A 23,594-nucleotide genomic window follows, 5' to 3' on the forward strand; every position below is an offset into this window, starting at 1 on the left:
TTTTTCAGGAGTGATGCCGTGGATTATCGCAAGATTATCAAAGAGGTAGGCAGAGGCAAAAACCACGCCCGCGATCTGGACCATGAAACCGCGCGTGCGCTTTATACCCGCATGCTTAACGGCGAGGTACCGGAGCTGGAGCTGGGCGGTATTCTTATTGCGCTGCGTATCAAAGGCGAAGGTGAAGCGGAGATGCGCGGTTTCTATGATGCCATGCAGGCGCAAACGCTGCGCTTAACGCCGCCGGTGGCGAAACCGATGCCGATTGTGATCCCGAGCTATAACGGCGCGCGCAAGCAGGCAAATTTAACCCCGCTGCTCGCTATCCTGTTACACAAGCTGGGGTTCCCGGTGGTGGTGCACGGCGTTAGCGAAGATCCCACCCGCGTGCTGACGGAGACCATTTTCGGGATGCTGGGCATCGAGCCAACGCGTCATGCCGGCCAGGCGCAGGCGAAGCTGGATGGCCATCAGCCTGTTTATATCCCGGTCGGCACGCTCTGCCCGCCGCTGGAAAAGCAGCTCGATATGCGCTGGCGCATGGGCGTGCGCAACAGCGCGCACACGCTGGCGAAACTGGCCACGCCGTTTGGCGAAGATGCCGCCCTGCGTCTCTCCAGCGTTTCGCACCCGGAATACGTGGCGCGCGTGGGGCAGTTCTTTGAGGCTATTGGCGCAAGGGCGTTGCTGATACACGGAACGGAAGGAGAGGTTTATGCGAACCCGCAGCGCTGCCCGCAGGTGATGCTGATTGATTCTGCAGGCACGCGCGCCATTCTTGAGCGCGGGGAAGAGAATACCGGTGTGATACTGCCTGAGGCAAAAGATCCCCATACTACAGCCCACTGGATTGAGCAGTGCCTTGCCGGAAATGTTCCTGTTCCGCATTCGATCAAGCTGCAGATGGCCTGCTGTTTGCTGGCTACCGGAGAAGTGGAATCCGTTCAGGCCGGGCTTGAACGCGTGGTGCAGGCGTTTTAGACAAAAAAAAGCCCGTCCAGTGGCGGACGGGCAAGCAAGGGTAACAACAACAGGGTCAATGAGGGTGGAGCAGCTCACCAGAGGGTATGGCGAGGGTACAGCATTCGTTCAGTCGATTATTTGTAGATAACCGCGGTACCGCTCAGCTTGTTATTGCCGTTAGCGGAGGTAATGGTGTATCCGCTTGCACCGGCAGCAGCGGCTTTCTCAGCCAGTTTGGCTTCCAGGCCGTCCAGAGTGGTTGCGCCATCAGCACTCACCACACCGACTTTGTTCATGTTCTGTGCCTGAGTAGAAGAGACAGGCTCTACGGCGAAAGCGCCGAAAGACAGAGCGGACAGGGCAACAGCAGCTACAGCATATTTGATGGTTTTCATAATTAATCTCTCGCAGGTGTTTCTGTTAAGGGGACGATGTTCCGTCGATGTGATAAGTATCACGGTTTTTTGCGAGTGATAAAATCGAAGAGAATTGACGTGGTTGCTCAAAAAAATTGAATGACAAATAACTTATTGAATATTAATAAATTCAAAGCACCCCTTTACACTTCTTGCGGATGCGCTTTACAGAAGCGATACGAAGGGCACGTTTTGCTACGCGTCTGGCTAAAAACCGTGAGCGTAAAGGAACGTGCAGGCTCGGTTAGCCTGGGTAAAGCAAAGTCAACGTAACTGGCTGTCTTTCGAACCTCTGCGATTATATCCCGAGTGTGATGCATTTTTTGAATCTTTATGCTGCTGGCAGGCAATGCAAAGCCGTACGCCGGGAATGGCTTTTCGACGCGCCTCCGGAATGGGTTCTCCGCATTCTTCGCATTCCGTTAAGCTTTCGCCGCGCGGAATTTCACCGCGGGCACGCGCAACCGCATCTTCAATTGTACTGTTGATCTGTTCGTTAACAGCGTCGTCATTTGCCCAGCCGGAAGCCATAGCGTCCTCCTGAAATCGGTTTAGGCCATATGGTTACTATGGGGTTAAAAAATGAACAATCAAGGCGAAGGGAGAAGAGAACTGCACCCGTTGGGCAGATGCAGTCTTGTGGAAGAGACAGGTTATTTATAGATAGTCGCAGTGCCGTACATATGGTTATCTCCGCCAGCGGAGTTCACCACGAATCCTTTTGCACCTTCCTGACGGGCTTTTTCGGCGAGCTTAGCCTGTAGGTCGTCAAGGTTACTGGCACGGCTTACCGAAACGGTGCCCGCAGGGCGTAGCTGGCTGGTGTCAGTACTCTGGGTCAGCGACTGGACGGCCATGGCAGAGAAGGACGCGGTCGCCAGGGCGGCTGCGATAACAGCAAGGGTCAGGTACTTTTTCATAATCACATCCTCATGAGGAAACAACAGGTGATTCCCTTTAAGTTTAGAAGCCTGACGAGTGTGACTTAGCGCAAATATTTGATGATGATCTGCTTATTTTTTGAACGATATAAATTGACAATTCGCTGACGGATCATAGACATAAAGATGTTTGATTTATGACGATTTTTTGAACAGCGCAGAGAAAGATTTACCGTTGGGCCAGCAAAGGGTATCTTACGCCGCTGTTTAAAGGAGAATGCCATGACTGCCCAAAAGCCGGGATTGCACCCGCGAAATCGCCACCGCAGCCGCTACGACATGAACGCGTTATGCCTGAGCTGCCCGCCGCTGCAGGACTATCTTGTTCAGACCCCAGCGGGTGAGCCCTCGGTTAACTTTGCCGACCCGCAGGCGGTTAAAATGCTGAACAAAGCCCTGCTGGCGCATTTTTACGGTGTGGCTCACTGGGATATTCCGGAAGGCTTTCTCTGTCCACCCGTGCCGGGCCGCGCGGATTACGTTCATCACCTTGCCGACCTTCTTGCCGAAGGCAATGAGGGTATCGTTCCACAGCAGGCCACCATTCTGGATATTGGCACCGGGGCGAACCTGATTTACCCGCTGATCGGGGCGCATGAATATCAGTGGCGCTTTACCGGAAGCGAAATCGGTGACGAGGCCTTTGCCAGCGCCCAGGCGATTATCAGCGCTAACCCGGGATTAAGCCGCGCCATTCGCCTGCGTCGTCAGAAAGATGCGGCGTCGATCTTCAACGGCATTATTCACAAAAACGAAAGCTATGACGCCACGATGTGCAACCCGCCGTTCCATGATTCGGCGGCATCGGCTCGTGCGGGCAGCGAGCGCAAGCGCCGTAACCTGGGTCAGGCTGAAGACGCCGCGCTGAACTTCGGCGGACAGCAGCAGGAGCTCTGGTGTGACGGGGGCGAAGTGGCGTTTATCCTGCGCATGATTGCGGAAAGCAAACAGTTTGGCCGTCAGGTGAAGTGGTTCACGACGCTGGTTTCCCGCGGGGATAACCTGCCGCCGCTCTACCGCGCGCTGACCGAAGCGGGCGCCGTAAAAGTGGTGAAAAAAGAGATGGCGCAGGGCCAGAAACAGAGCCGGTTTATCGCCTGGACGTTTATGGACAATAACAAACGTCGCAAATAGCACTCCGTCGTAGGCCGGGTAAGGCGAAGCCGCCACCCGGCTCGGTTATAGCGTCGGCTCCTGCGGCGGGAGCGGCGATGCGGGAGGCGGCAATACCTGATACGTCTGCACGGGCATCCGCACGTTCGCCATATCGAAGTGTTTTTTCACCATGCTGTCGAGGGCAAAGCGCACCGTCCACTGCTTCAGCGGCTGGGTGGTGAACGACACGCGCAGGGTAAACGCCGTGTTCGTCAGCCCGACGATGCCGGCAAATGACGGCTCTCCGATCACCAGCCCGCGGATATCCTCCATCTCCATCAGTTCTTCTACCGCATCGCGCAGCGCCTGCTTCGCTTTGTCCGCATCCTCGTGGCGATCCACATCATAGTTCGCCACAACGGAACCAATCCCGCGCACAAAGTTGGCGAAGGTGGTGATCGAAGACCAGGGGATGATGTGGTAGGCCCCGGTGTCCTGACGCACGCCGACGGAGCGTATGGACATCCTCTCTACCGTACCGGTTAACGGTCCGATGGTCACCAGATCGCCTGTGTTCATCCCGTTCTCAAACTGAATGAAGATGCCGGTAATAATATCCTTCACCAGCGTTTGTGAGCCGAAGGAGATGGCCAGCCCCAGGGCACCGGCACCCGCCAGCAGCGGGGCAATATTCACGCCGATTTCTGACAGCACGATCATGATGGTGATGGTGCTGATAATCACCGCCAGCGCGTTGCGGAACAGGGTGAGCAGCGTTCTTGCCCGGGCGCTGGGCAGGGGCCTGCCGTGAATATCCGACACCAGGCGGTTCTCAATAAGGCTCGCCAGCAGCGTCCAGCCGACGGCGGAGAAGAACAGGATCAGCGCGATGCGAATCAGGATGTCGACCGTTTTTTCACCCGCACCGTTGTGCAGCCAGTTCCAGAAATCAAACAGGCTCCACGCATTCAGAAGCAGCATAATCGCCACGCAGACGGTGAGAATGCGCGCCACTTTGAGCGATACCGACATCCAGCCGTTTACCCGTTTTTGCAGTTCCGGGTAATTACGCTGCACCTGCGGCGACAGGGTGATGGTTTTCGAGATCCATCGCGACAGCAGCCCCGACACAAAGGCCGCGATGCCGATAATGGCCAGGCTTTTGAACGTCGCCCCCATCATAAATTTCAGACTATTGCCCGGGTCAAACAGCGAGAAGAAGCACAGCACGATGAAGTAAGCGCTTGCCAGCCAGTGCCACACCAGGGCGAACGCGCGAATAAAGAGGCTAAAGAACGAGAGGGAGCGATCGGCCAGATTCAGCAGGCTTTGGGTAATGGTTTTTTTATTGTGGAAGATCAGATACAGCGACCAGACGGTAATGCAGATCATGATTAGGACGTTTGCCAGCGCGCCAAACTGGACGTTCACCTGATTGGAGATGATCGGCACGGCAACCAGCAGGCCGTAGCCAATCAGCCCGCTGAGCACGCTCAGGCGCAGCGCCCAGTACTTCGCGCTCGCATCCCGAATGGAGAAAGGCCGCAGCTCCGGCACGTGCGGACAAAAGAGTAACCGCAGCAGCGCCTTGAAGAATTCAATCAGGGCAAAGGCATTCAGGAAAAGCGACTGCTGGAAGGCGATGGTTTTGTTGCCTGCATTCAGCCTGTCGGCCAGCATCTGGCCTAAAAACAGCGTCAACGCCAGCAGCAGTAAATCGATGATAAACGCTGAGGCTATCATCAACGGCAGGTGCAGCCAGCTGCTTTTATGCTGATTCTTCCTGCGTCCCCATTGCCCCATTTTGCGGTACAGCGGCCACGCGCACAGGCGCACCAGCCAGTAAAAAAGAAATACCGCACCCGCCAGCATCAGGAACTGCGTGGCGGCGGCGGTAAACGTTTGCGGGTTAAATGCCTTATGCGGCGAGCCAATCAGGTTGCGGTACAGCTGAGCGAAGCGTGATGAGAGCGCTTCCCCATAGTGGCGGCTCACGTCGGTGACGTTTTCCAGCACCGTTTTTTGCTCCTCAACCTGCGGAGGGGTGAGGGTTGGCACCGACTCCTGCGGCGGCGTGGCGGCGGCTTTGCGCAGCTGGCCAATGAGCTCCTGCCGGGAGGTGTCGTTTTCAAGGACGTCGGCAAGCGCACCGTAGGCGGCTTTTTTCTGTTCAACATCGGGTTCCGGAGGCGGCGTATTTTGCTGGGTCGCAGGGGTTCCGGTGGTCACGCCGGGGATCGCGACGGCGAACGAAGGCGCACTAAACAGGCTAATCAACAGCAGCAGGATCCACGGCACGGCGTCCTCCGGTGAAAATGTCGAACAAAATGATAAGTATAGAAGTCGGGGCGAGGAGGGGGATTTTTGGGAACAATCTGGCGTAAAAAAGCCGGGCAAGCCCGGCTTAGCGTAAAGCGATGGATCAGGAGACGTGCTGCAGGAACTCCTGCAAACGCTGGCTCGGCGGGTTCGCAATCAATTCCTGCGGGTTACCGTCTTCCGCGATACGGCCTTTATCAATAAAGATCAGGCGGGACGCCACTTTCTCGGCAAAGCCGATTTCGTGGGTTACGATAACCATCGTCATCCCTTCTTCCGCCAGATCCTGCATGACTTTCAGCACCTCGTGGCGCAGCTCCGGGTCGAGTGCGGACGTAGGCTCATCAAACAGCATCATTTTCGGTTTGACCGCCAGGGCGCGGGCAATCGCCACACGCTGCTGTTGACCGCCGGACAGCTCGGAAGGGAAGTGGTGCGCACGTTCTGCCAGGCCGACTTTCGCCAGCAGATCTTTTGCCAGCGCTTCCGCCGCCGCTTTGCTGGCACCGCGCACGCGCAGCGGGCCAAACATCACGTTTTCCAGCGCCGTGAGGTGCGGGAACAGGTAGAACTGCTGGAACACCATGCCCGCTTCCTGACGAATCAGACGGTCGTCCACTTTCGGGTCGTTCACTTTCAGGCCGTCGACGATCAGATCGCCGCTGGTGATCTCTTCCAGCTTGTTGATGCAGCGCAGCAGGGTGGATTTACCGGAGCCGGATGGCCCAATAATCACCACCACTTCACCCTGTTTGATATTCAGATCGATATTGTGCAGCACCTGGGTTGGGCCAAAGTGCTTGGAAACGTTTTTAAATTCAATCACAGGATTTTCATCCTTCTTTCAAGACGACGCAGAACGAAGCTCAGAACCAGAGTAATGATCAGGTAGACAACGGCTACCGCACTCCAGATTTCCAGCGCGCGGAAGTTGCCAGCTATGATCTCCTGCCCCTGACGGGTCAGCTCTGCCACGCCGATAACAATGAACAGCGAGGTATCTTTAATGCTGATGATCCACTGGTTACCGAGCGGCGGCAGCATGCGACGCAGCGCCAGCGGCAGAATAACGTGGCGGATCGTTTCGCGACGAGAAAGACCTAGCGCCAGACCGGCTTCACTGAAACCTTTATGAATCGACAGCACCGCACCGCGGGTGATTTCCGCAATGTAGGCGCCTGAGTTGATCATAATGGTGACGACGGCTGCGCTGAACGGGTCGATGCGCAGGTCGGTGAACGCCATAGGCAGGGCGAAGTAGATGAACATGACCTGCACGACAATTGGGGTGCCGCGGATCACTTCGATGAAAACCAGTGCGATGTGGTTTGCGATCCAGCCGCCGTAGGTGCGGGCGAAACCGGCGACAAGACCGATAATCAACCCACCAACCAGACCCAGGACCGAAATCCACAGGGTCATTTTAGCGCCTTCAAGCAAGAGTGGAATGGCAGGCCAGATGGCGCTCCAGTCAAACTGCATGATAATTTCCTGTTACTGTTACCGTGTTTCAAAAATAGCAGGGGCGAAAGGTCGCCCCCGAGTGAACGTCATTTTTACGTCTTATTATTTAGGCTCGGTACCGAACCATTTTTTGTAGATTTCGTTATAGGTGCCGTTCTCTTTCAGCGTTTTCAGCGCGCCGTTAACTTTCGTGCGCAGGTCGTCGCTGCCTTTCGGGAACGCGATACCGTACTGCTGTGCTTCCAGAGACTCGCCAACGGCTTTGAACTTGCCGTTACCGGCTGTCTTAATGAAGTACAGGATGTTAGGCGTGTCGTGCAGAACAGCGTCAGCACGGTTGGTGCCGAGTTCCATGTACGCGTTGTCGATGTTCGGGAACTGACGCAGGTCTTTGGTTTTGATATTTGCTTTCGCGTAATCAACAGAACCGGTGCCGCTCTTCACTGCCACCACTTTGCCGTCGAGATCTTTCACGCTTTTTACGTCGTTATTATCGGCTTTGACCATGACCAGCAGGCCGCTTTTGTAGTAGCCGTCAGAGAAGTCGATCGCTTTTTTACGTTCATCGGTAATGGTGATGCCTGCCAGTGCCAGATCAACGTTTTTGGTTTGCAGTGCCGGGATGATGCCGCTGAAGTCCATAGGCTTCAGGGTGTAATCCAGCTTGAGTTCTTTTGCGACAGCGGCCCACAGATCCACATCAAAACCAACGTATTTATCACCCTGTTTGAATTCAAACGGAACGAACGCCGTGTCGGTCGCCACAACCAGTTTGTCGGCAGCCTGAGAGGACACTGCAAAAGCCAGGGTAAGTGCAGCCAGTGAAACTTTTAATACAGACTTCATAGCATTTCCTTTTATATCCACGGGGCGATCCCCTGCGAGAACAGGTGGCACGATGAAAAAATCGTGCCAACTTTACAAGCTATTGTTTTGCAAAGGGGATGATGTCATGCATTGCACAATAAATGGGGCAATGAGGCTTTATTGCACCAAAGTGGAGCACCGTTTTGGTGCGATTCGTTTGGCTCAACTGACAGGGAGATATTTAGCGTAAATTCTGACGAAAAAACAATCTTCCGTTAACGGTTGTGTGAGGTGATTATTACATTTCGTTCACTTTTGCAGGTGTGCAGACAAAAACTGTGCACCATAGATGTGCAAAACCCTCACCGGAGGGCGAGGGTTTGATAGAAAATTCGTATGAATTATTCGATGTTAGATTCGATAAACCACAGGAACTGGTCCAGGTCGCGGGAGGCGGCGGTGAAAATGTCTGCGGTATCTTCGTCTTTGGCTTCGCCGATCGCTTTGCGCACGTCATTGGCCACAATCGCGTAGCGGTCCGCCAGCTCTTTCAGGTGATCCTGAACGGTATGGATATCCAGCGGATAACTCTTCAGTGGCGTTTTGCTGTTGATCACCTGCGTGGTACCCAGCGCCACGCCGCCTAACTGAACGGCACGTTCAGCCATCGTATCGAGGTGGGTCACCAGTGCTGTGCGGAAGCCATCCAGCATTTCATGAACGGCAATAAAGTTTGCACCGCGCATATTCCAGTGGGCCTGTTTGGTGATCAGCGAAAGATCGATGAACTGGATCACCTGGCGATTCAGCAACTCAATGGTCGCTTTTTTGTCGCTATCCGATACATCGTTACGGGTATAAAGCAGATTAGACGCTTTCGTTTTCACCAGTTTAGCGGTACTCATAATCTCATATCCTCTTGATGTTTATGTCCCAGGTAATTACGGAACTAAGTATAGCACCGGATTTTTTCTCTGCGGTTTGGCTGTGCCTATCGGTTTAATAGCGAGAAGTGGCTTGTGAATTTAATTCATTGAAATGAATTGGTAATTTTAAAATTGATACAGATCAATCTTAATTGCTGGATGGGGATGTAAACGCAGAGGGATATTTCGAAAATAGAACAAAGTGTGTAAGAAATTATAACGTATGTCTTTCTGGCCTTTATTCTGCATGGCATGGAAGCCATGCAGAATATATGGCCTTAGCTGATATCCACTTTCTCAACTTTAGGTTCCGGGCGCATGGTGAGCGTCGAGCCCATTGATGCCGCGATAATCGAGCAGAGCGCCAGCGTCTGGGTCAATGTCAGGGTTTCGCCGAGAAACACCATTCCGGAAATGGCGGCTAGCGCAGGCTCCATGCTCATCAGGGTGCCAAATATACGCGTCGGCAGACGCGTAAGGGCAATCATCTCCAGAGAGTAGGGGAGTGCGGTAGAGAGAATCGCGACCGCCAGCCCGATGGGCATGACGGACCATTGCCAGATAGATTCGGTCGCCTGCGCCATGCCGATAGGCACGAAGACGATGGCTGCGATCAGGGAACCTAACGCGACGGTCGCCGGACCGTGCTCTTCTCCTGCACGCTGGCCCGTAAGTATATAGACGGCCCAGCAGGCGCCAGCACCCAGCGCCAGGGCTGCGCCCGTCAGATCGATCTCAGCGACGCTCTGGCCCAGCGGCAGCAGGAACCATAAGCCCAGAACGGCTAACACAACCCAGATAAAATCGACCGGACGTCGCGAGGAGAAAAGAGCCACCGCCAGCGGGCCGGTAAACTCCAGCGCGACGGCGATCCCCAGCGGTATCGTCTGAATAGAGAGGTAGAACAGATAGTTCATTGCCCCGAGGGAAAGTCCATAAAACAGCAGGGGTAAACGCTGCTCCTTTTTGAAGCGCAGACGCCAGGGTTTGAAAATGACCACCAGTATCGCCGTGCCCAGCACGATACGCAGGGCAGTCACGCCTGGCGCACCAACCAGCGGGAAAAGTGATTTTGCCAGCGAAGCACCGCTTTGAATGGACAACATGGCAATGAGTATGACTGCCACCGGCAACCAGACCGACGACGTGCGGGATAACCCAGGCATCCTTTCTCCTGTCAGCTTATGTCAAATGAGGTAAAGGTTGCAGTGTAAAGGAAATAAGCGGCAACGGTTGAGGCGCTGTTGAAAAAAAACCGTGTCAAATCCGTAAAATGGTTAAGCGCTGGTGGATTTATCGCCTGATAGATTAGGAATAATCTGGATGAATGTAACGGCGCGTACGCGCAATATGCGCATTTAGTAGTGAAAATTGCATGTGATTTGAAAGAGATAGCTGATGCTGGAAACGTTCTGTTACAGGAAAGGTTTCATTAGACATCACGAATCACAAAGAGTTTCGCAAATTTTTTTGATATATTTAAAACTTACGGACTTACTTGAAGCACATTTGAGGTGGTTATGAAAAAAATTGCATGTCTTTCAGCACTGGCCGCTGTACTGGCTGTTTCCGCAGGTACCGCTGTAGCTGCTACTTCTACTGTTACTGGTGGTTACGCTCAGAGCGACTATCAGGGCGTGATGAACAAAGCTAACGGTTTCAACCTGAAGTATCGCTACGAGCAGGATAACAACCCACTGGGCGTGATCGGTTCTTTCACCTACACCGAGAAAGATCGTTCTGAAAACGGCGCATACAACAAAGGCCAGTACTACGGTATCACCGCTGGTCCAGCTTACCGTCTGAATGACTGGGCGAGCATCTACGGTGTTGTAGGTGTTGGCTACGGTAAATTCCAGCAGACTGAAAACCAGAGCGAAAGCCGCACTGCAAGCAACAGCGACTATGGCTTCTCCTATGGCGCAGGCCTGCAGTTCAACCCAATCCAGGACGTTGCTCTGGACTTCTCCTATGAGCAGAGCCGTATCCGCAACGTTGACGTTGGCACCTGGATCGCGGGCGTAGGTTACCGCTTCTAATCACTCCGGTGAGCTAATAAAAAATCCGCCCAATGTGGCGGATTTTTTTTTGTCTTTTCCCTCTCCCTGTGGGCTGAGGAATTCCCAGTAATTTTTTTAACCTGAAGCGATGAATGTTGCGTCAGGAAAATGAATGGTTTACAGCGATGCCCTGGTCCGGCTGTAAATTGCTGAGGCGTTTGCCTTCCGGCCGGGGCGAGGCGCAGGGATGCGCCGAGAGGGCGGGCTTTACAGGGATGTTACCTCCGCCCGTCCCCGATAAGCCGGAAGGAATAAGACGAGGACACCGCGAAGCGGCGATTTACCGCCGGGAGCCCGGGTCGCCAGGGGGGTGGCGACTGAGCCACCCTGGCACGTTCACAAGCCATGTCGTTAAAGAGTAGCAAGGAACATAAAGTGAACGGAATGACCACAAGAGCCGTATGTTCCCCCTCACCCCATCCCTCTCCCTCAAGGGAGAGGGAGCCGACTGTGCTGATATTATTTTGTGGGGATCCCTCAGCCCACAGGGTGAGGGTATCGGACCGCTACTTACTCTTAATATCGAAAATATCCGTACCCAGATGGTTGTAGTCAACTTTCTGTAACTTGAAGTTGGTAACGTACACTGGGGGAGCTTTCTTGTTAGAGACAAACGGGTAAGCCGTTTTTATCTGCTCGGCCTTAATCCCCGTCCACTGCGAGAAGAACTGCAGGAAATCATTTGCCGAACGACGCGCTTTAATAACGCGATGCGTTTTATCATCACTCGACAGCACCATAAACGGCACCTGGAAGTTCTGCTGGAACTTGTCATCGTGCGCCAGGTACTGCACCTCTTTACCACGCTCTTTAAACGCCAGCCCGTGATCCGAGAAATAGACCATGGAGAAGCTGTCGCCCGTATTGCGCAGCTGATCGTACAGCTTGCTCAGCAGCTCATCGGTTTGCGTCATGGTGTAGAGATAGCAAGAGGTCTCTTTGGACTGCACGAACTCCGCGTACTTCCCGCCGGTCCGATCGCAGGCTTGCGGGTGCGATCCCATCAGGTGCAGGACGATCAGTTGAGGCTGGGTGCGCGGAGTGGCGAAAACCTGTGCCGTCATTTTCAACAGCGCTTCGTCTTTGGTGTTTTTGTCGGCTTCAAAGTCGCCGTTCTTCAGGAACTGCACTTCGTCCGCACGTTTGGCGATACTGGCGATGGCCGTATCGTATTCGCCAATTTGCCCCTGATTGGAGAACCACCAGGTCTGATAACCCGCGCGGTTTGCCAGGGTGACAAAATTATCCTGATACTGAGGTTTGCCGTCGACGACACGGTTTAGGGTCAGGCCGAGCGATTTCTGCGTCGAGCCGCTGGCCGCGACATAATCGGTAAACAGCGTGCCTTTAACCGAACTGGCAAACGGTGTGTTATCCCAGTGTCCGCCGAAGGCTCCCATTGCATCGCGACGTGCACTTTCCCCAATCACCACTACATAGGTGTGATATTTCGGCTTAACGGCCAGCACGTTCCAGGTGTCTTTCATATTGGAAAGCTCAGCCATGCGCGCCTGCTCGTCGAGAACCTCTTTATTATTGACAACGACGTCCTTCACGAAGCGGAAAACCGGATAGCCGATATTGGTGAGCCTTAGCTTACCGTCCCAGGGAATATTCTGGATGGGAGCGACAAACGCCACGGCAACGCTGAACACCAGACAGAGTATTTCGATCTTACCCCAGTTTTTTTTCTCGCCCGGCTGACGGCGGATGGCGATGACGCCCAACGCGAAGATAAAGATCCCGACCACGTAGCTGTACCACGGGAAGATCGTCAGGATCTCCGTTGACTCTTCCATATTGGTCGAGTGCAGCGCCAGCAGGGTATTAAAGTTTGGCGCGCCGTAAGCCTGGCCAAACGGGAAATAGAGTGCAGCGACCAGCGAGCAGATCCCGATTAATGCTTTTTGCACGCGAGGTGCGGTTCGCCACAGCACATGCAGAACGCAGGTGAAAGCCACCGCGTAGAGCAAACTAAAGGGATAACCCAGCGCAAAGTTAATCAGTAATGACTGCAAAAAGTAAAAACCCGTCCACGGGCTTAAGGCCCGGCTGCGGGTAACAACGGTATCTATCAGGGTTACATTCATAGGTCACTATCATGGATGAAAACGCCATGTGCTCACCCTGGCGTCAAGGGTCATAACCTGCCTGACAGTGCGTGGAGAGGGAATGAGGGTCCGCTTCAGCGAGCCGCAAATTGTGCAGGGCTGCAAGAAGATAGTGCGAGCGCTAAATAATATCAACAGTTGCTAAGCAGATGTTTTGCGAAGGGGATTGCAAATCCGTAAAAAAGATCGGGAATAAGGCGGCTGGAAGCCAGTTTACAGCGAGATTGTGACGGGAAAATGAAGCGGCGTACCGCAACGCCGCTTAGTGGGAAGGTTTGTCGTCCTGATGCGGTTTGTTGTTAAACATATCGCACAGCATGTTCAACAGCATTAAGCGCACTTTAAAGGGAGAGTGGGTAAACACGGTCATGCACCTCTTGAATTCGTTCATAAGACCTCCTGAGTTTTGATCCCTTCGATCCGTGAAGGGTGACTGCATTACATACAGATATAGCACAGGCTATATTGTATAGCTATGGCTATTTCGTTAATTTTTTGTGCTTGCGGAGCTATGGTTTACAATGTGCGCTCTCGAATCCGGGCGCTGGAAGCGTCACCCCACTGAGGAAGTACAATGAACCGTCGCGCAGGTCATCCGACAATGAGGAAAACGACGCAACTGGTGAATGTTGAAGAACATGTCGAAGGTTTTCGCCAGGTCCGTGAAGCGCACCGGCGTGAACTGATTGATGATTATGTTGAACTCATTTCCGATCTGATTCGTGAGGTCGGTGAAGCGCGCCAGGTCGATATGGCCGCCAGGCTGGGGGTTTCACAGCCAACTGTCGCTAAAATGTTAAAACGCCTGGCCTCCGTGGGCTTAATTGAAATGATCCCCTGGCGCGGTGTTTTTCTGACGCCGGAAGGGGAGAAACTCGCGCAGGAGAGCCGCGAGCGCCATCAGCTTGTCGAGAATTTTTTACTGGTGCTGGGCGTCAGCCCGGAAATCGCCCGCCGGGATGCGGAAGGCATGGAACACCACGTCAGCGAAGAGACGCTGGTAAAGTTTCGCGAATTTACCCTTAAATATGGTCCCTCCGCTGAATGAAAATCCCCGGACTGCAGGCCCTGGCACGCGATCGTTTCTTCCATCTCTTATTAATCATTGGCGCAGCGTTAAGCCTCTTTGTGCCGTTTGCGCCACACGCCTGGCCCGCCGCAATTGACTGGCGCACCATCATTACCCTGAGCGGCCTGATGATGCTCACCAAAGGGGTCGAGCTGAGCGGCTACTTTGACGTTCTTGGCCGTAAAATGGTGCGCCGCTTTGCCACCGAGCGCAGGCTGTCCCTGTTTATGGTGTTCTCCGCCGCGGTGCTGTCGACGTTTCTGACCAACGATGTGGCGCTGTTTATCATCGTGCCCCTCACGCTCACGCTGCGTAAGCTTTGCGAGATCCCGGTCAGCCGGCTGATCATCTTTGAAGCGCTGGCCGTCAATGCAGGCTCGCTTCTGACGCCAATCGGCAACCCGCAGAATATCCTTCTGTGGGGACGGTCCGGTCTGTCGTTTGCCGCCTTTACCTGGCAGATGGCCCCTCTGGCGCTGGTGATGATGCTGTCGCTGCTGGCGGTATGCTGGTTCGCGTTTCCGGATAAAAAGCTGCAGTACCACAGCGGCACAACCGGCCCGCAGTGGCAGCCGCGTCTGGTGTGGAGCTGTCTTGGGTTATACATCGTCTTTCTGTTCGCGCTGGAGCTGAAGTATGAGCTGGCGGGCGTCCTGCTCGTTGCCGCGGGGTTTGTCGTCCTGGCGCGTCGCGTGCTGGTGAGCGTGGACTGGACGCTGCTGCTGGTCTTTATGGCGATGTTTATTGATGTGCATCTTCTTATCCAGCTTCCGGTACTGCAGAACGTTCTGCACAGCGTCAGCACGCTGTCTCAGCCGGGACTGTGGCTGACGGCGATTGGCCTGTCGCAGTTTATCAGCAACGTGCCGTCCACCATTCTGCTGCTCAACTATGTTCCGCCCGATACGCTTCTGGCCTGGGCGGTGAACATCGGCGGGTTTGGGCTGCTGCCCGGCTCGCTGGCAAACCTGATTGCGCTGCGCATGGCCAATGACCGTCGTATCTGGTGGCGTTTCCACGTCTGGTCGATTCCGATGCTGGTTTGGGCCGCGGCGATCGGTTTCGGAATATTCCTTCTCATATAGTGCGCAATTTGTCAGTTTTTCCTGGCAAACGTATAGCAACGTCCTAGCTTTAGTGAACGGCATAGTGTGATGCCGCTCACTGACAGGACCGTTGCTGAACTATGGCTGAAGATCAAAACCCGCCTGCTGACGAGCAGGACAAAAACAATAATGAGCGTAAGCGCCCGGGCAAGAAACCGTTAATTATCCTCGGCATTGTCGTGGTGGTGATGGTCGTCGTGGCGCTGGTCTGGTGGTTTTTAACCCGTAACGAAGAGACGACCGACGACGCCTTTACCGACGGCGACGTGGTGACGATTGCCCCCAAAACGGCGGGCTACGTTACCGAGCTGCGCGTGCGCGATAACCAGCGCGTGAAAAAGGGCGATCTGCTGGTGGTTATCGATCCGCGGGACACCACCGCGCAGCGCGATCAGGCTCAGGCCCAGCTTGGGCTGGCTATCGCGCAGCTGCATCAGGCGCAGGCACAGCTGGCGCTCTCGAAGGTGCAATATCCCGCCCAGCGTGACGAAGCCAAAGCGCAGGTGCTGAAAGCGCAGGCCGATCTGGCGAACGCGCAGGCAGAGTACCGTCGCCAGCGCGGCGTCGACCCGCGTGCGACCACTCAGCAAAGTATCGACTCCGCGAACGCACAGCTGCGTAGCGCACAGGCGGGGCTGGCCAGCGCTCAGGCGCAGCTGGAAGTGGCAGAGCAGGTCCAGCTGCAAATCCGCCAGCAGGAAACCAACGTTGAAGCGCGCGAGCGTCAGGTCGATCAGGCTAAAGCGCAGCTGGAAACGGCCAACCTTAACCTCTCCTATACCGAAGTCCGCGCCCCTTTCGACGGCGTTGTCACCAAACGCAACGTGCAGCCCGGCACGCTCGTGCAGGCGGGAACGGCGCTGTTCTCGCTGGTTTCCCCGAACGTGTGGGTGGTTGCTAACTTTAAAGAGTCGCAGCTTGAGCGCATGAAGCCGGGCGATAAGGTCACCGTGTCCGTCGACGCGTGGCCGGATATGGAGCTTGAAGGGCACGTAGACAGTATCCAGCAGGGCAGCGGCTCGCGCTTCTCCGCCTTCCCGGCAGAAAATGCCACCGGCAACTTCGTCAAAATTGTGCAGCGCGTGCCGGTCAAAATCGTGATTGATAAAGGCCTGGATCCAAACAAACCGCTGCCGCTGGGGCTGTCGGTTGCACCGAAGGTGACGGTGGAATGACGGATCACAGCCACGACAGCTGGAAACCCGCCAGCAATCCGTGGGCGGTGGCGATTGTCGTTACCCTGGCGGTATTCATGGAAATTCTGGACACCACCATCGTCAACGTGGCGCTCCCCCACGTGGCAGGCTCGCTCTCGTCCAGCTATGACGAATCCACCTGGGTGTTAACCAGCTATCTGGTCGCGAACGGCATCGTGCTGCCCATCTCAGCGTTTCTGAGCCGGGTGTTTGGCCGCAAGCAGTTCTTCCTGATTTGCATCGTCATGTTCACCGTCTGCTCGTTCCTGTGCGGGATTGCCACCGAGCTGTGGCAGATCATCCTGTTCCGCGTGATGCAGGGCTTTTTTGGCGGCGGGCTGCAGCCCACGCAGCAGTCGGTGCTGCTCGACTACTTCAAACCCGAAGACCGGGGCAAAGCGTTTGGTCTGTCCTCCATTGCGATTATCGTTGCGCCGGTGCTCGGCCCGACGCTGGGCGGCTGGATCACCGACAACTACTCCTGGCGCTGGGTGTTCTTTATCAACATTCCGGTGGGGATTGTCACGGTGCTGGCGATCTACCAGCTGCTGGAAGATCCGCCGTGGGAGAGCAAATCAAAAGAGAAGCTGACTATCGACTGGACGGGGATCGGCCTGATCGCGCTGGGGCTGGGCTGTCTGCAGGTGATGCTCGACCGGGGAGAAGATGAGGACTGGTTCTACTCGAACTTTATCCGCACCTTCGGCGTGTTGACGCTTGTCGGCATTATCGGCGCCATCTACTGGCTGGTGTATGCCAGAAAGCCGGTGGTGGATCTGCACTGCATGAAGGACCGCAACTTTGCCATCTCCAGCCTGCTGATGGCGGGGATGGCGATGATTTTGTACGGCAGCTCGGTGGTGATCCCGCAGCTGGCGCAGCAGGACCTGGGCTACACCGCTACCTGGTCGGGGCTGGTGCTGTCGCCCGGGGCGGTGCTGATCGTATTAACTATCCCACTGGTGCTGAAGCTGATGCCGGTGGTGCAGACGCGCTGGATCATCGCCTTTGGCTTTACCTGTCTGGCGGTGTCGTTCTTCTGGTCGCGCACGCTGACGCCGGATATCGACTTCGAAACCCTGGTGCTGTTTCGCAGCGCCCAGTCGATAGGGCTGGGGTTCCTGTTTGTGCCGCTCACGACGATTGCGTTTATCTCGATACCGAGGCGGCTGAATGCCGATGCGGCGGCGCTGTTTACCATGTTCCGCAACGTAGCGGGCTCGATTGGCATATCCCTTTCGACGGCGGCCATCACCGAACGCGCGCAGGCGCACAGCGCGCACCTTGCGTACCACGCCTCGCCGCTTAACGAGCAGTTCCAGCAGGCGATACGCGAAAGCGCCCAGGCGATCCAGAACTTCACCACCCAGGTGGGCGACCCCACCGGCATCGCCACCGGACGCATGTACCAGACCATGATTGAGCAGTCACGCATCCTGGCCTACATCGACGTCTTTACCATCCTGAGCGCGGTGGCCTTGTTACTGATTCCGTTTTGTTTGTTGCTCTCGCCGGTTAAGAGCGAGGGGAGTGCAGGAGCACATTGATGATACACAGACGTTTACACCCCCTGATGATAATGATGCTGCTGGCGGGCTGCGCCGTCGGGCCTGACTACCAGCAGCCTGCGCCGCCCGCCGTTACGCACTGGAACGATAAGGGCGACAGCGCGGTGAAATCGCAAACTACTTCCGCTGCGACCAATCCGCGCTGGTGGAAGACCTTCGGCTCGACGCAGCTGGACAGCCTGGTTGAGCGCGCCATTGCCGGAAACCTGACGTTGCAGCAGACGGTGCTGCGCATCGCCGGGGCGCGAGAGCAGATTAATCAGGCGGGCGGGGCGTTTTATCCGTCGGTCAACGGCAATCTGCAGGCGACGCGCCAGCAGCTTGGCCTGGAAGGAGAGCTGAAATCCCATGGCGTGTATGACCAGGTGGATAGTATCGATCCCAACCTGAAGGGCGCGCTGGGGCCGCTGACGCAGCCGATTAACCTCTACCAGGGCAGCTTCGACGCCCAGTGGGAAATCGACCTGTGGGGCAAGGTGCGTCGTCAGGTGGAAGCCGCCGAAGCGCAGCAGAAAGCGGCTATCGAGCAGCGTAACGACGCGCTGGTGTCGCTGGAGGCCGAAGTGGCGCGCGCGTGGCTCCAGCTGCGCGGGGCGCAGAGCATTATCGCCACGCTGAACACCCAGATTAAAAGCGCGCAGCAGACGCTGGATCTGACCGAAAGCCGCCAGCAGGGCGGGCTGTCGCCGCAGATGGACGTGGAAAACGCCCGGGCGCAGTTAGGCAACCTTGAAGCACAGCTTCCGCAATATCAGGCGCAGGAGCGGCAGGCGATGAACGGCCTGGCGATCCTGCTCGGCAAGCCGCCAGGGGCGCTGGATGCGGAATTGCAAAGCGTGCAGCCGATGCCGGCCCTGCCGGATATTGTGCAGACCGGCATTCCGTCCACGCTGGCGCGACGCCGTCCGGACGTGCGCGAAGCGGAGGCGAACCTCCACGCCGCCACGGCGCAAATCGGCGTCTCGGTGGCGGAGCTGTTCCCGAGCTTTACGCTCTCCGGGCAGTTTGGCCTGCGCAACAGCGAAACCAACTGGCTGACCGACTGGAGCAGCCACTTCTACAGCTTCGGCCCGCAGGTCTCCATTCCCATCTTCCAGGGCGGTCGACTGGTCTCCAGCGTCAAGGTGGCGCGCGCGCAGCAGGGGGCGGCGGTGCTGGACTATCGCCAGACGGTGCTGACCGCGCTCGGCGATGTCGAAAACGCGCTGGTGAGCTATCGCACCGACCAGCAGCGTGAAGCGGGTCTCGCAAAAACGATCGACGCCCTGCAAAACGCCTTTGATTTAGCGAGCGACAGCTACCGGCAGGGGATCGCCAGCTTTATCGACGTGCTGGACGCCCAGCGTCAGCTGGCGCAGGCCCAGCAGCAGCGCGCGCAGGCGCAGGTGCAGAGCGCGCTCGATCTGGTGGCGCTCTACAAGGCCCTCGGCGGCGGCTGGGAGCCGTATCAGCAGGTGCAATTACCAGAATACAGCGTCTTTGGCGACGCCCCGCGCGGATAAATTCAGAGGATTGGGCAAGAAACGGACAGGAACACCACATTCGCGATGGCTGAGGGGCGGGTATAACTATCGGGTACCCAATCGACATGCGAGGAATAAGTTATGCGTTATCAAAAACTGGGCAACACCGGTCTGTTTGTTTCTGAACTGTGCCTCGGCACCATGACCTTCGGCGGCGAGGGCGGCATGTGGGGCAAGATTGGCCAGCTCCAGCAAAGTGAAGCCGAGCAGCTGGTGGGCCGCGCGCTGGATGCCGGGATCAACTTTATCGACACCGCGGACGTTTACTCGGAAGGACGCTCGGAAGAGATCACCGGTCAGGCGCTGAAAAACCTGAAGATCCCTCGCGAGAACGTGGTGGTCGCCACGAAAGTGTTCGGCGAAACGGGAACGGCAGGGGTGAACTCGCGCGGCAGCTCGCGCTATCACATCATCAGCAGCGTGAAGGAGAGCCTGCGCCGCCTGCAGCTCGATCATATCGATCTCTACCAGCTTCACGGCTTCGACCCCGCAACGCCGATTGAAGAAATGCTCTACGCGCTGGATAACCTGGTGCAGCACGGCCACGTGCGCTACATCGGCGTCTCGAACTGGGCGGCGTGGCAGATTGCCAAAGCGCTCGGTATTTCTGAACGTCTTGGGCTGGCGCGTTTCGCGTCGCTGCAGGCGTATTACACCATTGCCGGACGCGATCTTGAGCGCGAACTGGTACCGATGATGCAGAGCGAAGGCGTCGGGCTGATGGTCTGGAGCCCGCTGGCGGGCGGTCTGCTGAGCGGAAAATATGGCCGCGACGGTCAGAGTGAAGCCGGCGGTCGTCGTCTGGAGTTTGACTTCCCGCCGGTGAACAAAGATCGCGCCTTCGACTGCGTGGACGTGATGCGCACTATCGCCGAAAGCAAGGGCGTCTCCGTCGCGCAAATCGCGCTGGCGTGGCTGCTGCATCAGAAAGCGGTGACCAGCGTCATCATTGGGGCGAAACGCGTCGAACAGCTGGACGACAATATCGCCGCGACCGGGATCCGCTTAAGCGAAGACGAACTCAAGCAGCTTGATGCGGTGAGCGCGCTGCCGCGCGAATACCCGGGCTGGATGCTGGAGCGGCAGGGGGAATATCGCCGCAATCAGCTCGCGCAACAATAATCTTCCTTGCCCCGGTAGTGCATCGCTAACCGGGGCTTTTTTCCTGCATTGCTCACAAAAAACGATCCTCCTCTTTGATCCCCATTTCATCTTCGCCTATATGACTAGTCATGAAATTTTAAATGACTAGTCATATGGGGAGAGAGCATGAACAATTCGCTGCCGGCCAATTTTTTATGGGGCAACTCGGTGTCAAGCATGCAGACGGAAGGCGCATGGAATGAGGGTGGGAAAGGCATGTCGGTGTACGACATTCGCGAAGCCGGGGAGAACGTCTCCGACTGGAAAGTCGCGACCGACTCCTACCACCGCTACCGGGAAGATTTCGACCTGATGCAGGATCTGGGCATGAACTGCTACCGCTTTCAGATCTCATGGAGCCGCGTCTGCCCGCAGGGCGACGGCGCGTTCAACGACGAAGGCATCGCGTTTTACGACCGCTTTATTGACGATCTCATCGCCCGCGGCATCGAGCCGATGGTCTGCCTGTACCATTTCGATATGCCGCTGGCGCTGGCGCAGGAGTACAACGGCTTCAACGACCGCCGCGTGATGGAGGCCTTTATCCGCTACGGCAAAAAGATGATCGACTGCTATGGCGACCGCGTGAAGTACTGGCTGACCTTCAACGAGCAGAACATCTTCCATATGCCTGAAGCGTTCCGCATTTCCGGCTATATGCACGGTGAGAAAACCCTGCGCGAGCTGTACGAGCTGCAGCACCATACGATGGTGGCGCACATGGCGCTGACCGAATATCTGCATCAGACCAGACCGGGCCAGCTGATGGGCGGCATGCTGGCGCACCAGCTGATCTACCCGGCCACCTGCAAACCGCGCGATATCTTCTGCGCCCAGCAGTACGACGAGTTCCTCAACCAGAACCTGCTGCGCGTCTTCGCAGGGCAGGGCTACAGCCCGGCGGTGATGGCGGTGGTGGAGCAGGAGGGCTTTGGCGATATCTACCGCGCCGAGGATTTAGCGCTGCTGGCGCGGACTAAAAACGACTATATGGCCTTCAGCTACTACGCCAGCAAAACGCTGGACAGCGATGCGATCCCGGAAGGCACGCCGGTGAACTATTACCTGCTGCACGGCGAGAAAAACAATCCGTACCTGAAGGCCACCGAGTGGAACTGGCAGATCGATCCGCTGGGCTTTCGCACCATCATCACCCGCTACGCCAACGACTGGCGGATGCCGGTCTTCCCGATCGAAAACGGCATCGGGGTGATTGAGTCCTGGGACGGCGTCAATCCGATCGAGGACACCTACCGCATCGACTACCACCGGGCGCATATCAATGCCATGAAGGAGGCGATGTTCGAGGACGGGGCAGAGGTGATCGGCTACCTCGGCTGGGGGTTAATCGACATTCTCAGCTCCCAGGGCGACATGCGTAAACGCTACGGCGTGGTCTATGTCAATCGGGAAAACCACGACCTGAAAGACCTGAAGCGCGTGCCGAAGAAGAGTTACGCGTGGTTAAAACAGGTTATCCATACCAACGGACGCGAGATGTAAGCCGTACGCTGCCGGGCCGTTTTTGTGACTGATTGATGGGAACTATCCGCTATGTCTGAAACAAAAATAACACCGCACATGCAGTCTTTTGTCGATAAGTTTGTAGAGTTCTCGGCGCGCCTGGCTAATCAGGTGCACCTGCGCTCCCTGCGCGACGCTTTCGCCACGGTGATGCCCATTTTCATCCTCGCCGGCCTGGCGGTGCTGGTGAACAACGTGGTATTTCCGTGGATTTTTCACGGCGACACGCTCGCGCAGTTTAAGGTATGGGGCGAGGCGATTATCAACGGCACGCTGAACATCGCCGCGCTGCTGCTGGCTCCGATGATTGCCTGGTCGCTGGCGCGCAACAAAGATTTCGACAATCCGGTCTCGGCAGTGGTTATCGCCGTCAGCAGCTTCATCATCATGATGCCGATGCGCCTGCAGATTACGCCCGTCGGCAGCGATGCCGCGGTGAACATCACCCAGGTGCTGACGTTCACCAATATTGGCTCAACCGGGATTTTCGCCGGGGTGCTGATCGGGCTGCTCTCAACGGAAGTGTTTATCGCCATTTCGCGCCTGAAGGCGCTGCACATTTCCCTCGGGGAAAACGTGCCTCCGGCGGTGAGCAAATCCTTTACCGCGCTGATCCCGACCATCCTCACGCTCTCCCTGTTCGCGGTGCTGGCGGCGATACTGGCAAACGTGCTGCACACGGACCTGATCCATCTTATTACCACCTTTATCCAGCAGCCGCTGCGGCTGATCAACACCAGCCTGCCGGGGACGATTTTTATCTACAGCTTCGGTAACTTCCTGTTCACGCTCGGTATTCATCAGTCAGTCGTTAACAGCGTGGTGCTGGAGCCGTTCCTGCTGATCAACACCAACGAGAACATGCTGGCTTTCGCCAACGGCCAGCCCATCCCGCATATCATCAACAACATCTTCGTGCCGACGTTTGGCATGGTGGGCGGCACGGGCAGCACAATATCGCTGCTGATCGCCATCTTTATCTTCTCCCGACAAAAATCGGCGAAGCAGGTGGCGCGTCTGTCGCTGGCGCCCGGTCTGTTCAACATCAACGAGCCGGTGATTTTCGGCCTGCCGATCGTGTTTAACCTGCCGCTGATGATCCCGTTTGTGCTGCTGCCCGCCATCGGCATTTACTTCGCCTGGCTCTGTACCACGCTGGGGCTAATGTCGCGCTGCGTGGTGATGATCCCCTGGACCACGCCGCCCATTCTCAGCGCCTGGCTGGCCACGGCAGGGGACTGGCGGGCGGTGGTGGTGCAGTTGGCAATCATCGTATTTGGTGTATTCTTCTACCTGCCTTTCCTCAAGATTGCCGAGAGAGTGGCGTTGAAAAACAGCGGGATAGAAAACTAACTGAAAGGAA

22 protein-coding genes are annotated in these 23,594 nt (G+C 56.2%); 11 read left to right on the top strand and 11 right to left on the bottom strand.

Translation table 11 applies throughout. From position 1 onward, the window contains the following. Positions 1-18: 18 nt before the first annotated feature. The gene (gene ybiB, locus EnteroDNA1_RS20610) at positions 19-981 is read left to right on the top strand and encodes a DNA-binding protein YbiB (RefSeq protein ID WP_069303850.1); all 963 of its coding nucleotides are present in this window, start codon (positions 19-21) and stop codon (positions 979-981) included. Positions 982-1,097: 116 nt separating this feature from the next. On the opposite strand, the gene ybiJ is transcribed toward ybiB, so the two are convergent. From ybiJ to mcbA, 3 genes are all read right to left on the bottom strand, one after another. Continuing rightward, the gene (gene ybiJ / locus EnteroDNA1_RS20615; RefSeq protein ID WP_023310874.1) at positions 1,098-1,358 is read right to left on the bottom strand and encodes a DUF1471 family protein YbiJ; all 261 of its coding nucleotides are present in this window, start codon (positions 1,356-1,358) and stop codon (positions 1,098-1,100) included. A 285-nt stretch (positions 1,359-1,643) separates the two neighbouring features. After that, on the bottom strand, positions 1,644-1,910 hold the full coding sequence (locus EnteroDNA1_RS20620; protein WP_039261413.1) for a DksA/TraR family C4-type zinc finger protein: 267 nt from the start codon (positions 1,908-1,910) through the stop codon (positions 1,644-1,646). 122 nt (positions 1,911-2,032) lie between these two features. Continuing rightward, on the bottom strand, positions 2,033-2,299 hold the full coding sequence (gene mcbA / locus EnteroDNA1_RS20625) for a DUF1471 family periplasmic protein McbA (protein ID WP_032661263.1): 267 nt from the start codon (positions 2,297-2,299) through the stop codon (positions 2,033-2,035). Between the two features lie 243 nt (positions 2,300-2,542). Between mcbA and rlmF the strand changes: the two genes are divergently transcribed. Beyond that, positions 2,543-3,454: a 23S rRNA (adenine(1618)-N(6))-methyltransferase RlmF gene (gene rlmF, locus EnteroDNA1_RS20635; protein ID WP_069303852.1), complete on the top strand. Its 912-nt coding sequence runs from the start codon at positions 2,543-2,545 to the stop codon at positions 3,452-3,454. A gap of 45 nt (positions 3,455-3,499) precedes the next feature. Here rlmF and ybiO read toward each other — a convergent pair whose 3' ends face one another. The 6 genes from ybiO to rhtA form a co-directional block, all read right to left on the bottom strand. Continuing rightward, complete coding sequence (gene ybiO, locus EnteroDNA1_RS20640) at positions 3,500-5,713, bottom strand: mechanosensitive channel protein (RefSeq protein WP_069303853.1); 2,214 nt, start codon at positions 5,711-5,713, stop codon at positions 3,500-3,502. 124 nt (positions 5,714-5,837) lie between these two features. Further along, the gene (gene glnQ / locus EnteroDNA1_RS20645) at positions 5,838-6,560 is read right to left on the bottom strand and encodes a glutamine ABC transporter ATP-binding protein GlnQ (protein ID WP_032641580.1); all 723 of its coding nucleotides are present in this window, start codon (positions 6,558-6,560) and stop codon (positions 5,838-5,840) included. Beyond that, positions 6,557-7,216 carry a glutamine ABC transporter permease GlnP gene (gene glnP / locus EnteroDNA1_RS20650; RefSeq protein WP_003858462.1) on the bottom strand — a complete coding sequence of 220 codons (660 nt, stop codon included), beginning with the start codon at positions 7,214-7,216 and terminating at the stop codon, positions 6,557-6,559. Before glnP ends, glnQ begins: the two co-directional genes overlap by 4 nt. Before the next feature lie 84 nt (positions 7,217-7,300). Further along, positions 7,301-8,044 (bottom strand): glutamine ABC transporter substrate-binding protein GlnH, encoded by a 744-nt coding sequence (glnH, locus tag EnteroDNA1_RS20655; protein ID WP_023310880.1) that lies wholly within the window; start codon positions 8,042-8,044, stop codon positions 7,301-7,303. A 362-nt stretch (positions 8,045-8,406) separates the two neighbouring features. Further along, the gene (dps, locus tag EnteroDNA1_RS20660; protein ID WP_010428924.1) at positions 8,407-8,910 is read right to left on the bottom strand and encodes a DNA starvation/stationary phase protection protein Dps; all 504 of its coding nucleotides are present in this window, start codon (positions 8,908-8,910) and stop codon (positions 8,407-8,409) included. A gap of 299 nt (positions 8,911-9,209) precedes the next feature. Further along, on the bottom strand, positions 9,210-10,097 hold the full coding sequence (gene rhtA, locus EnteroDNA1_RS20665; RefSeq protein ID WP_023334998.1) for a threonine/homoserine exporter RhtA: 888 nt from the start codon (positions 10,095-10,097) through the stop codon (positions 9,210-9,212). Between the two features lie 354 nt (positions 10,098-10,451). Here rhtA and ompX point away from each other — a divergent pair, with 354 nt between their 5' ends. Then, positions 10,452-10,970 carry an outer membrane protein OmpX gene (gene ompX / locus EnteroDNA1_RS20670; RefSeq protein ID WP_023310884.1) on the top strand — a complete coding sequence of 173 codons (519 nt, stop codon included), beginning with the start codon at positions 10,452-10,454 and terminating at the stop codon, positions 10,968-10,970. A 527-nt stretch (positions 10,971-11,497) separates the two neighbouring features. On the opposite strand, the gene EnteroDNA1_RS20675 is transcribed toward ompX, so the two are convergent. Further along, on the bottom strand, positions 11,498-13,081 hold the full coding sequence (locus EnteroDNA1_RS20675; protein ID WP_069303854.1) for a phosphoethanolamine transferase: 1,584 nt from the start codon (positions 13,079-13,081) through the stop codon (positions 11,498-11,500). Between the two features lie 283 nt (positions 13,082-13,364). Further along, positions 13,365-13,493, bottom strand: a complete 129-nt coding sequence (mntS, locus tag EnteroDNA1_RS20680) for a manganase accumulation protein MntS (protein ID WP_014831181.1) — start codon at positions 13,491-13,493, stop codon at positions 13,365-13,367. A 183-nt stretch (positions 13,494-13,676) separates the two neighbouring features. Between mntS and mntR the strand changes: the two genes are divergently transcribed. The 8 genes from mntR (at position 13,677) to EnteroDNA1_RS20720 (ending at position 23,584) form a co-directional block, all read left to right on the top strand. After that, the gene (gene mntR, locus EnteroDNA1_RS20685) at positions 13,677-14,150 is read left to right on the top strand and encodes a manganese-binding transcriptional regulator MntR (RefSeq protein ID WP_023310887.1); all 474 of its coding nucleotides are present in this window, start codon (positions 13,677-13,679) and stop codon (positions 14,148-14,150) included. Then, positions 14,147-15,256, top strand: a complete 1,110-nt coding sequence (locus EnteroDNA1_RS20690) for an anion transporter (protein ID WP_048976792.1) — start codon at positions 14,147-14,149, stop codon at positions 15,254-15,256. Before mntR ends, EnteroDNA1_RS20690 begins: the two co-directional genes overlap by 4 nt. Before the next feature lie 101 nt (positions 15,257-15,357). After that, positions 15,358-16,452: an HlyD family secretion protein gene (locus EnteroDNA1_RS20695; RefSeq protein WP_032661279.1), complete on the top strand. Its 1,095-nt coding sequence runs from the start codon at positions 15,358-15,360 to the stop codon at positions 16,450-16,452. Then, positions 16,449-18,020, top strand: coding sequence for a DHA2 family efflux MFS transporter permease subunit (locus EnteroDNA1_RS20700; RefSeq protein ID WP_047061442.1), 1,572 nt, complete (start codon positions 16,449-16,451; stop codon positions 18,018-18,020). The genes EnteroDNA1_RS20695 and EnteroDNA1_RS20700 overlap by 4 nt, the downstream gene beginning before the upstream one ends. Continuing rightward, positions 18,020-19,543 (top strand): efflux transporter outer membrane subunit, encoded by a 1,524-nt coding sequence (locus tag EnteroDNA1_RS20705; RefSeq protein ID WP_064672138.1) that lies wholly within the window; start codon positions 18,020-18,022, stop codon positions 19,541-19,543. The genes EnteroDNA1_RS20700 and EnteroDNA1_RS20705 overlap by 1 nt, the downstream gene beginning before the upstream one ends. 102 nt (positions 19,544-19,645) lie before the next feature. Further along, positions 19,646-20,686, top strand: a complete 1,041-nt coding sequence (locus tag EnteroDNA1_RS20710; RefSeq protein ID WP_023310892.1) for an aldo/keto reductase — start codon at positions 19,646-19,648, stop codon at positions 20,684-20,686. 147 nt (positions 20,687-20,833) lie between these two features. Continuing rightward, complete coding sequence (locus EnteroDNA1_RS20715; RefSeq protein WP_045887588.1) at positions 20,834-22,210, top strand: glycoside hydrolase family 1 protein; 1,377 nt, start codon at positions 20,834-20,836, stop codon at positions 22,208-22,210. Between the two features lie 51 nt (positions 22,211-22,261). Beyond that, positions 22,262-23,584 carry a PTS sugar transporter subunit IIC gene (locus EnteroDNA1_RS20720; protein WP_033145007.1) on the top strand — a complete coding sequence of 441 codons (1,323 nt, stop codon included), beginning with the start codon at positions 22,262-22,264 and terminating at the stop codon, positions 23,582-23,584. The last annotated feature ends 10 nt before the right edge of the window (positions 23,585-23,594 follow it).

The sequence above is a fragment of the Enterobacter sp. HK169 genome (assembly GCF_001719105.1).
Taxonomy (GTDB): domain Bacteria; phylum Pseudomonadota; class Gammaproteobacteria; order Enterobacterales; family Enterobacteriaceae; genus Enterobacter; species Enterobacter asburiae_B.

Bases quoted from the DNA above. Each gene is read 5' to 3' on its own strand.
- ybiJ (WP_023310874.1), bottom strand. From the start codon at position 1,358: ATGAAAACCATCAAATATGCTGTAGCTGCTGTTGCCCTGTCCGCTCTG.
- EnteroDNA1_RS20620 (WP_039261413.1), bottom strand. From the start codon at position 1,910: ATGGCTTCCGGCTGGGCAAATGACGACGCTGTTAACGAACAGATCAAC.
- mcbA (WP_032661263.1), bottom strand. From the start codon at position 2,299: ATGAAAAAGTACCTGACCCTTGCTGTTATCGCAGCCGCCCTGGCGACC.
- rlmF (WP_069303852.1), top strand. From the start codon at position 2,543: ATGACTGCCCAAAAGCCGGGATTGCACCCGCGAAATCGCCACCGCAGC.
- glnP (WP_003858462.1), bottom strand. From the start codon at position 7,216: ATGCAGTTTGACTGGAGCGCCATCTGGCCTGCCATTCCACTCTTGCTT.
- glnH (WP_023310880.1), bottom strand. From the start codon at position 8,044: ATGAAGTCTGTATTAAAAGTTTCACTGGCTGCACTTACCCTGGCTTTT.
- dps (WP_010428924.1), bottom strand. From the start codon at position 8,910: ATGAGTACCGCTAAACTGGTGAAAACGAAAGCGTCTAATCTGCTTTAT.
- rhtA (WP_023334998.1), bottom strand. From the start codon at position 10,097: ATGCCTGGGTTATCCCGCACGTCGTCGGTCTGGTTGCCGGTGGCAGTC.
- ompX (WP_023310884.1), top strand. From the start codon at position 10,452: ATGAAAAAAATTGCATGTCTTTCAGCACTGGCCGCTGTACTGGCTGTT.
- EnteroDNA1_RS20675 (WP_069303854.1), bottom strand. From the start codon at position 13,081: ATGAATGTAACCCTGATAGATACCGTTGTTACCCGCAGCCGGGCCTTA.
- mntS (WP_014831181.1), bottom strand. From the start codon at position 13,493: ATGAACGAATTCAAGAGGTGCATGACCGTGTTTACCCACTCTCCCTTT.
- mntR (WP_023310887.1), top strand. From the start codon at position 13,677: ATGAACCGTCGCGCAGGTCATCCGACAATGAGGAAAACGACGCAACTG.
- EnteroDNA1_RS20690 (WP_048976792.1), top strand. From the start codon at position 14,147: ATGAAAATCCCCGGACTGCAGGCCCTGGCACGCGATCGTTTCTTCCAT.
- EnteroDNA1_RS20695 (WP_032661279.1), top strand. From the start codon at position 15,358: ATGGCTGAAGATCAAAACCCGCCTGCTGACGAGCAGGACAAAAACAAT.
- EnteroDNA1_RS20700 (WP_047061442.1), top strand. From the start codon at position 16,449: ATGACGGATCACAGCCACGACAGCTGGAAACCCGCCAGCAATCCGTGG.
- EnteroDNA1_RS20705 (WP_064672138.1), top strand. From the start codon at position 18,020: ATGATACACAGACGTTTACACCCCCTGATGATAATGATGCTGCTGGCG.
- EnteroDNA1_RS20710 (WP_023310892.1), top strand. From the start codon at position 19,646: ATGCGTTATCAAAAACTGGGCAACACCGGTCTGTTTGTTTCTGAACTG.
- EnteroDNA1_RS20715 (WP_045887588.1), top strand. From the start codon at position 20,834: ATGAACAATTCGCTGCCGGCCAATTTTTTATGGGGCAACTCGGTGTCA.
- EnteroDNA1_RS20720 (WP_033145007.1), top strand. From the start codon at position 22,262: ATGTCTGAAACAAAAATAACACCGCACATGCAGTCTTTTGTCGATAAG.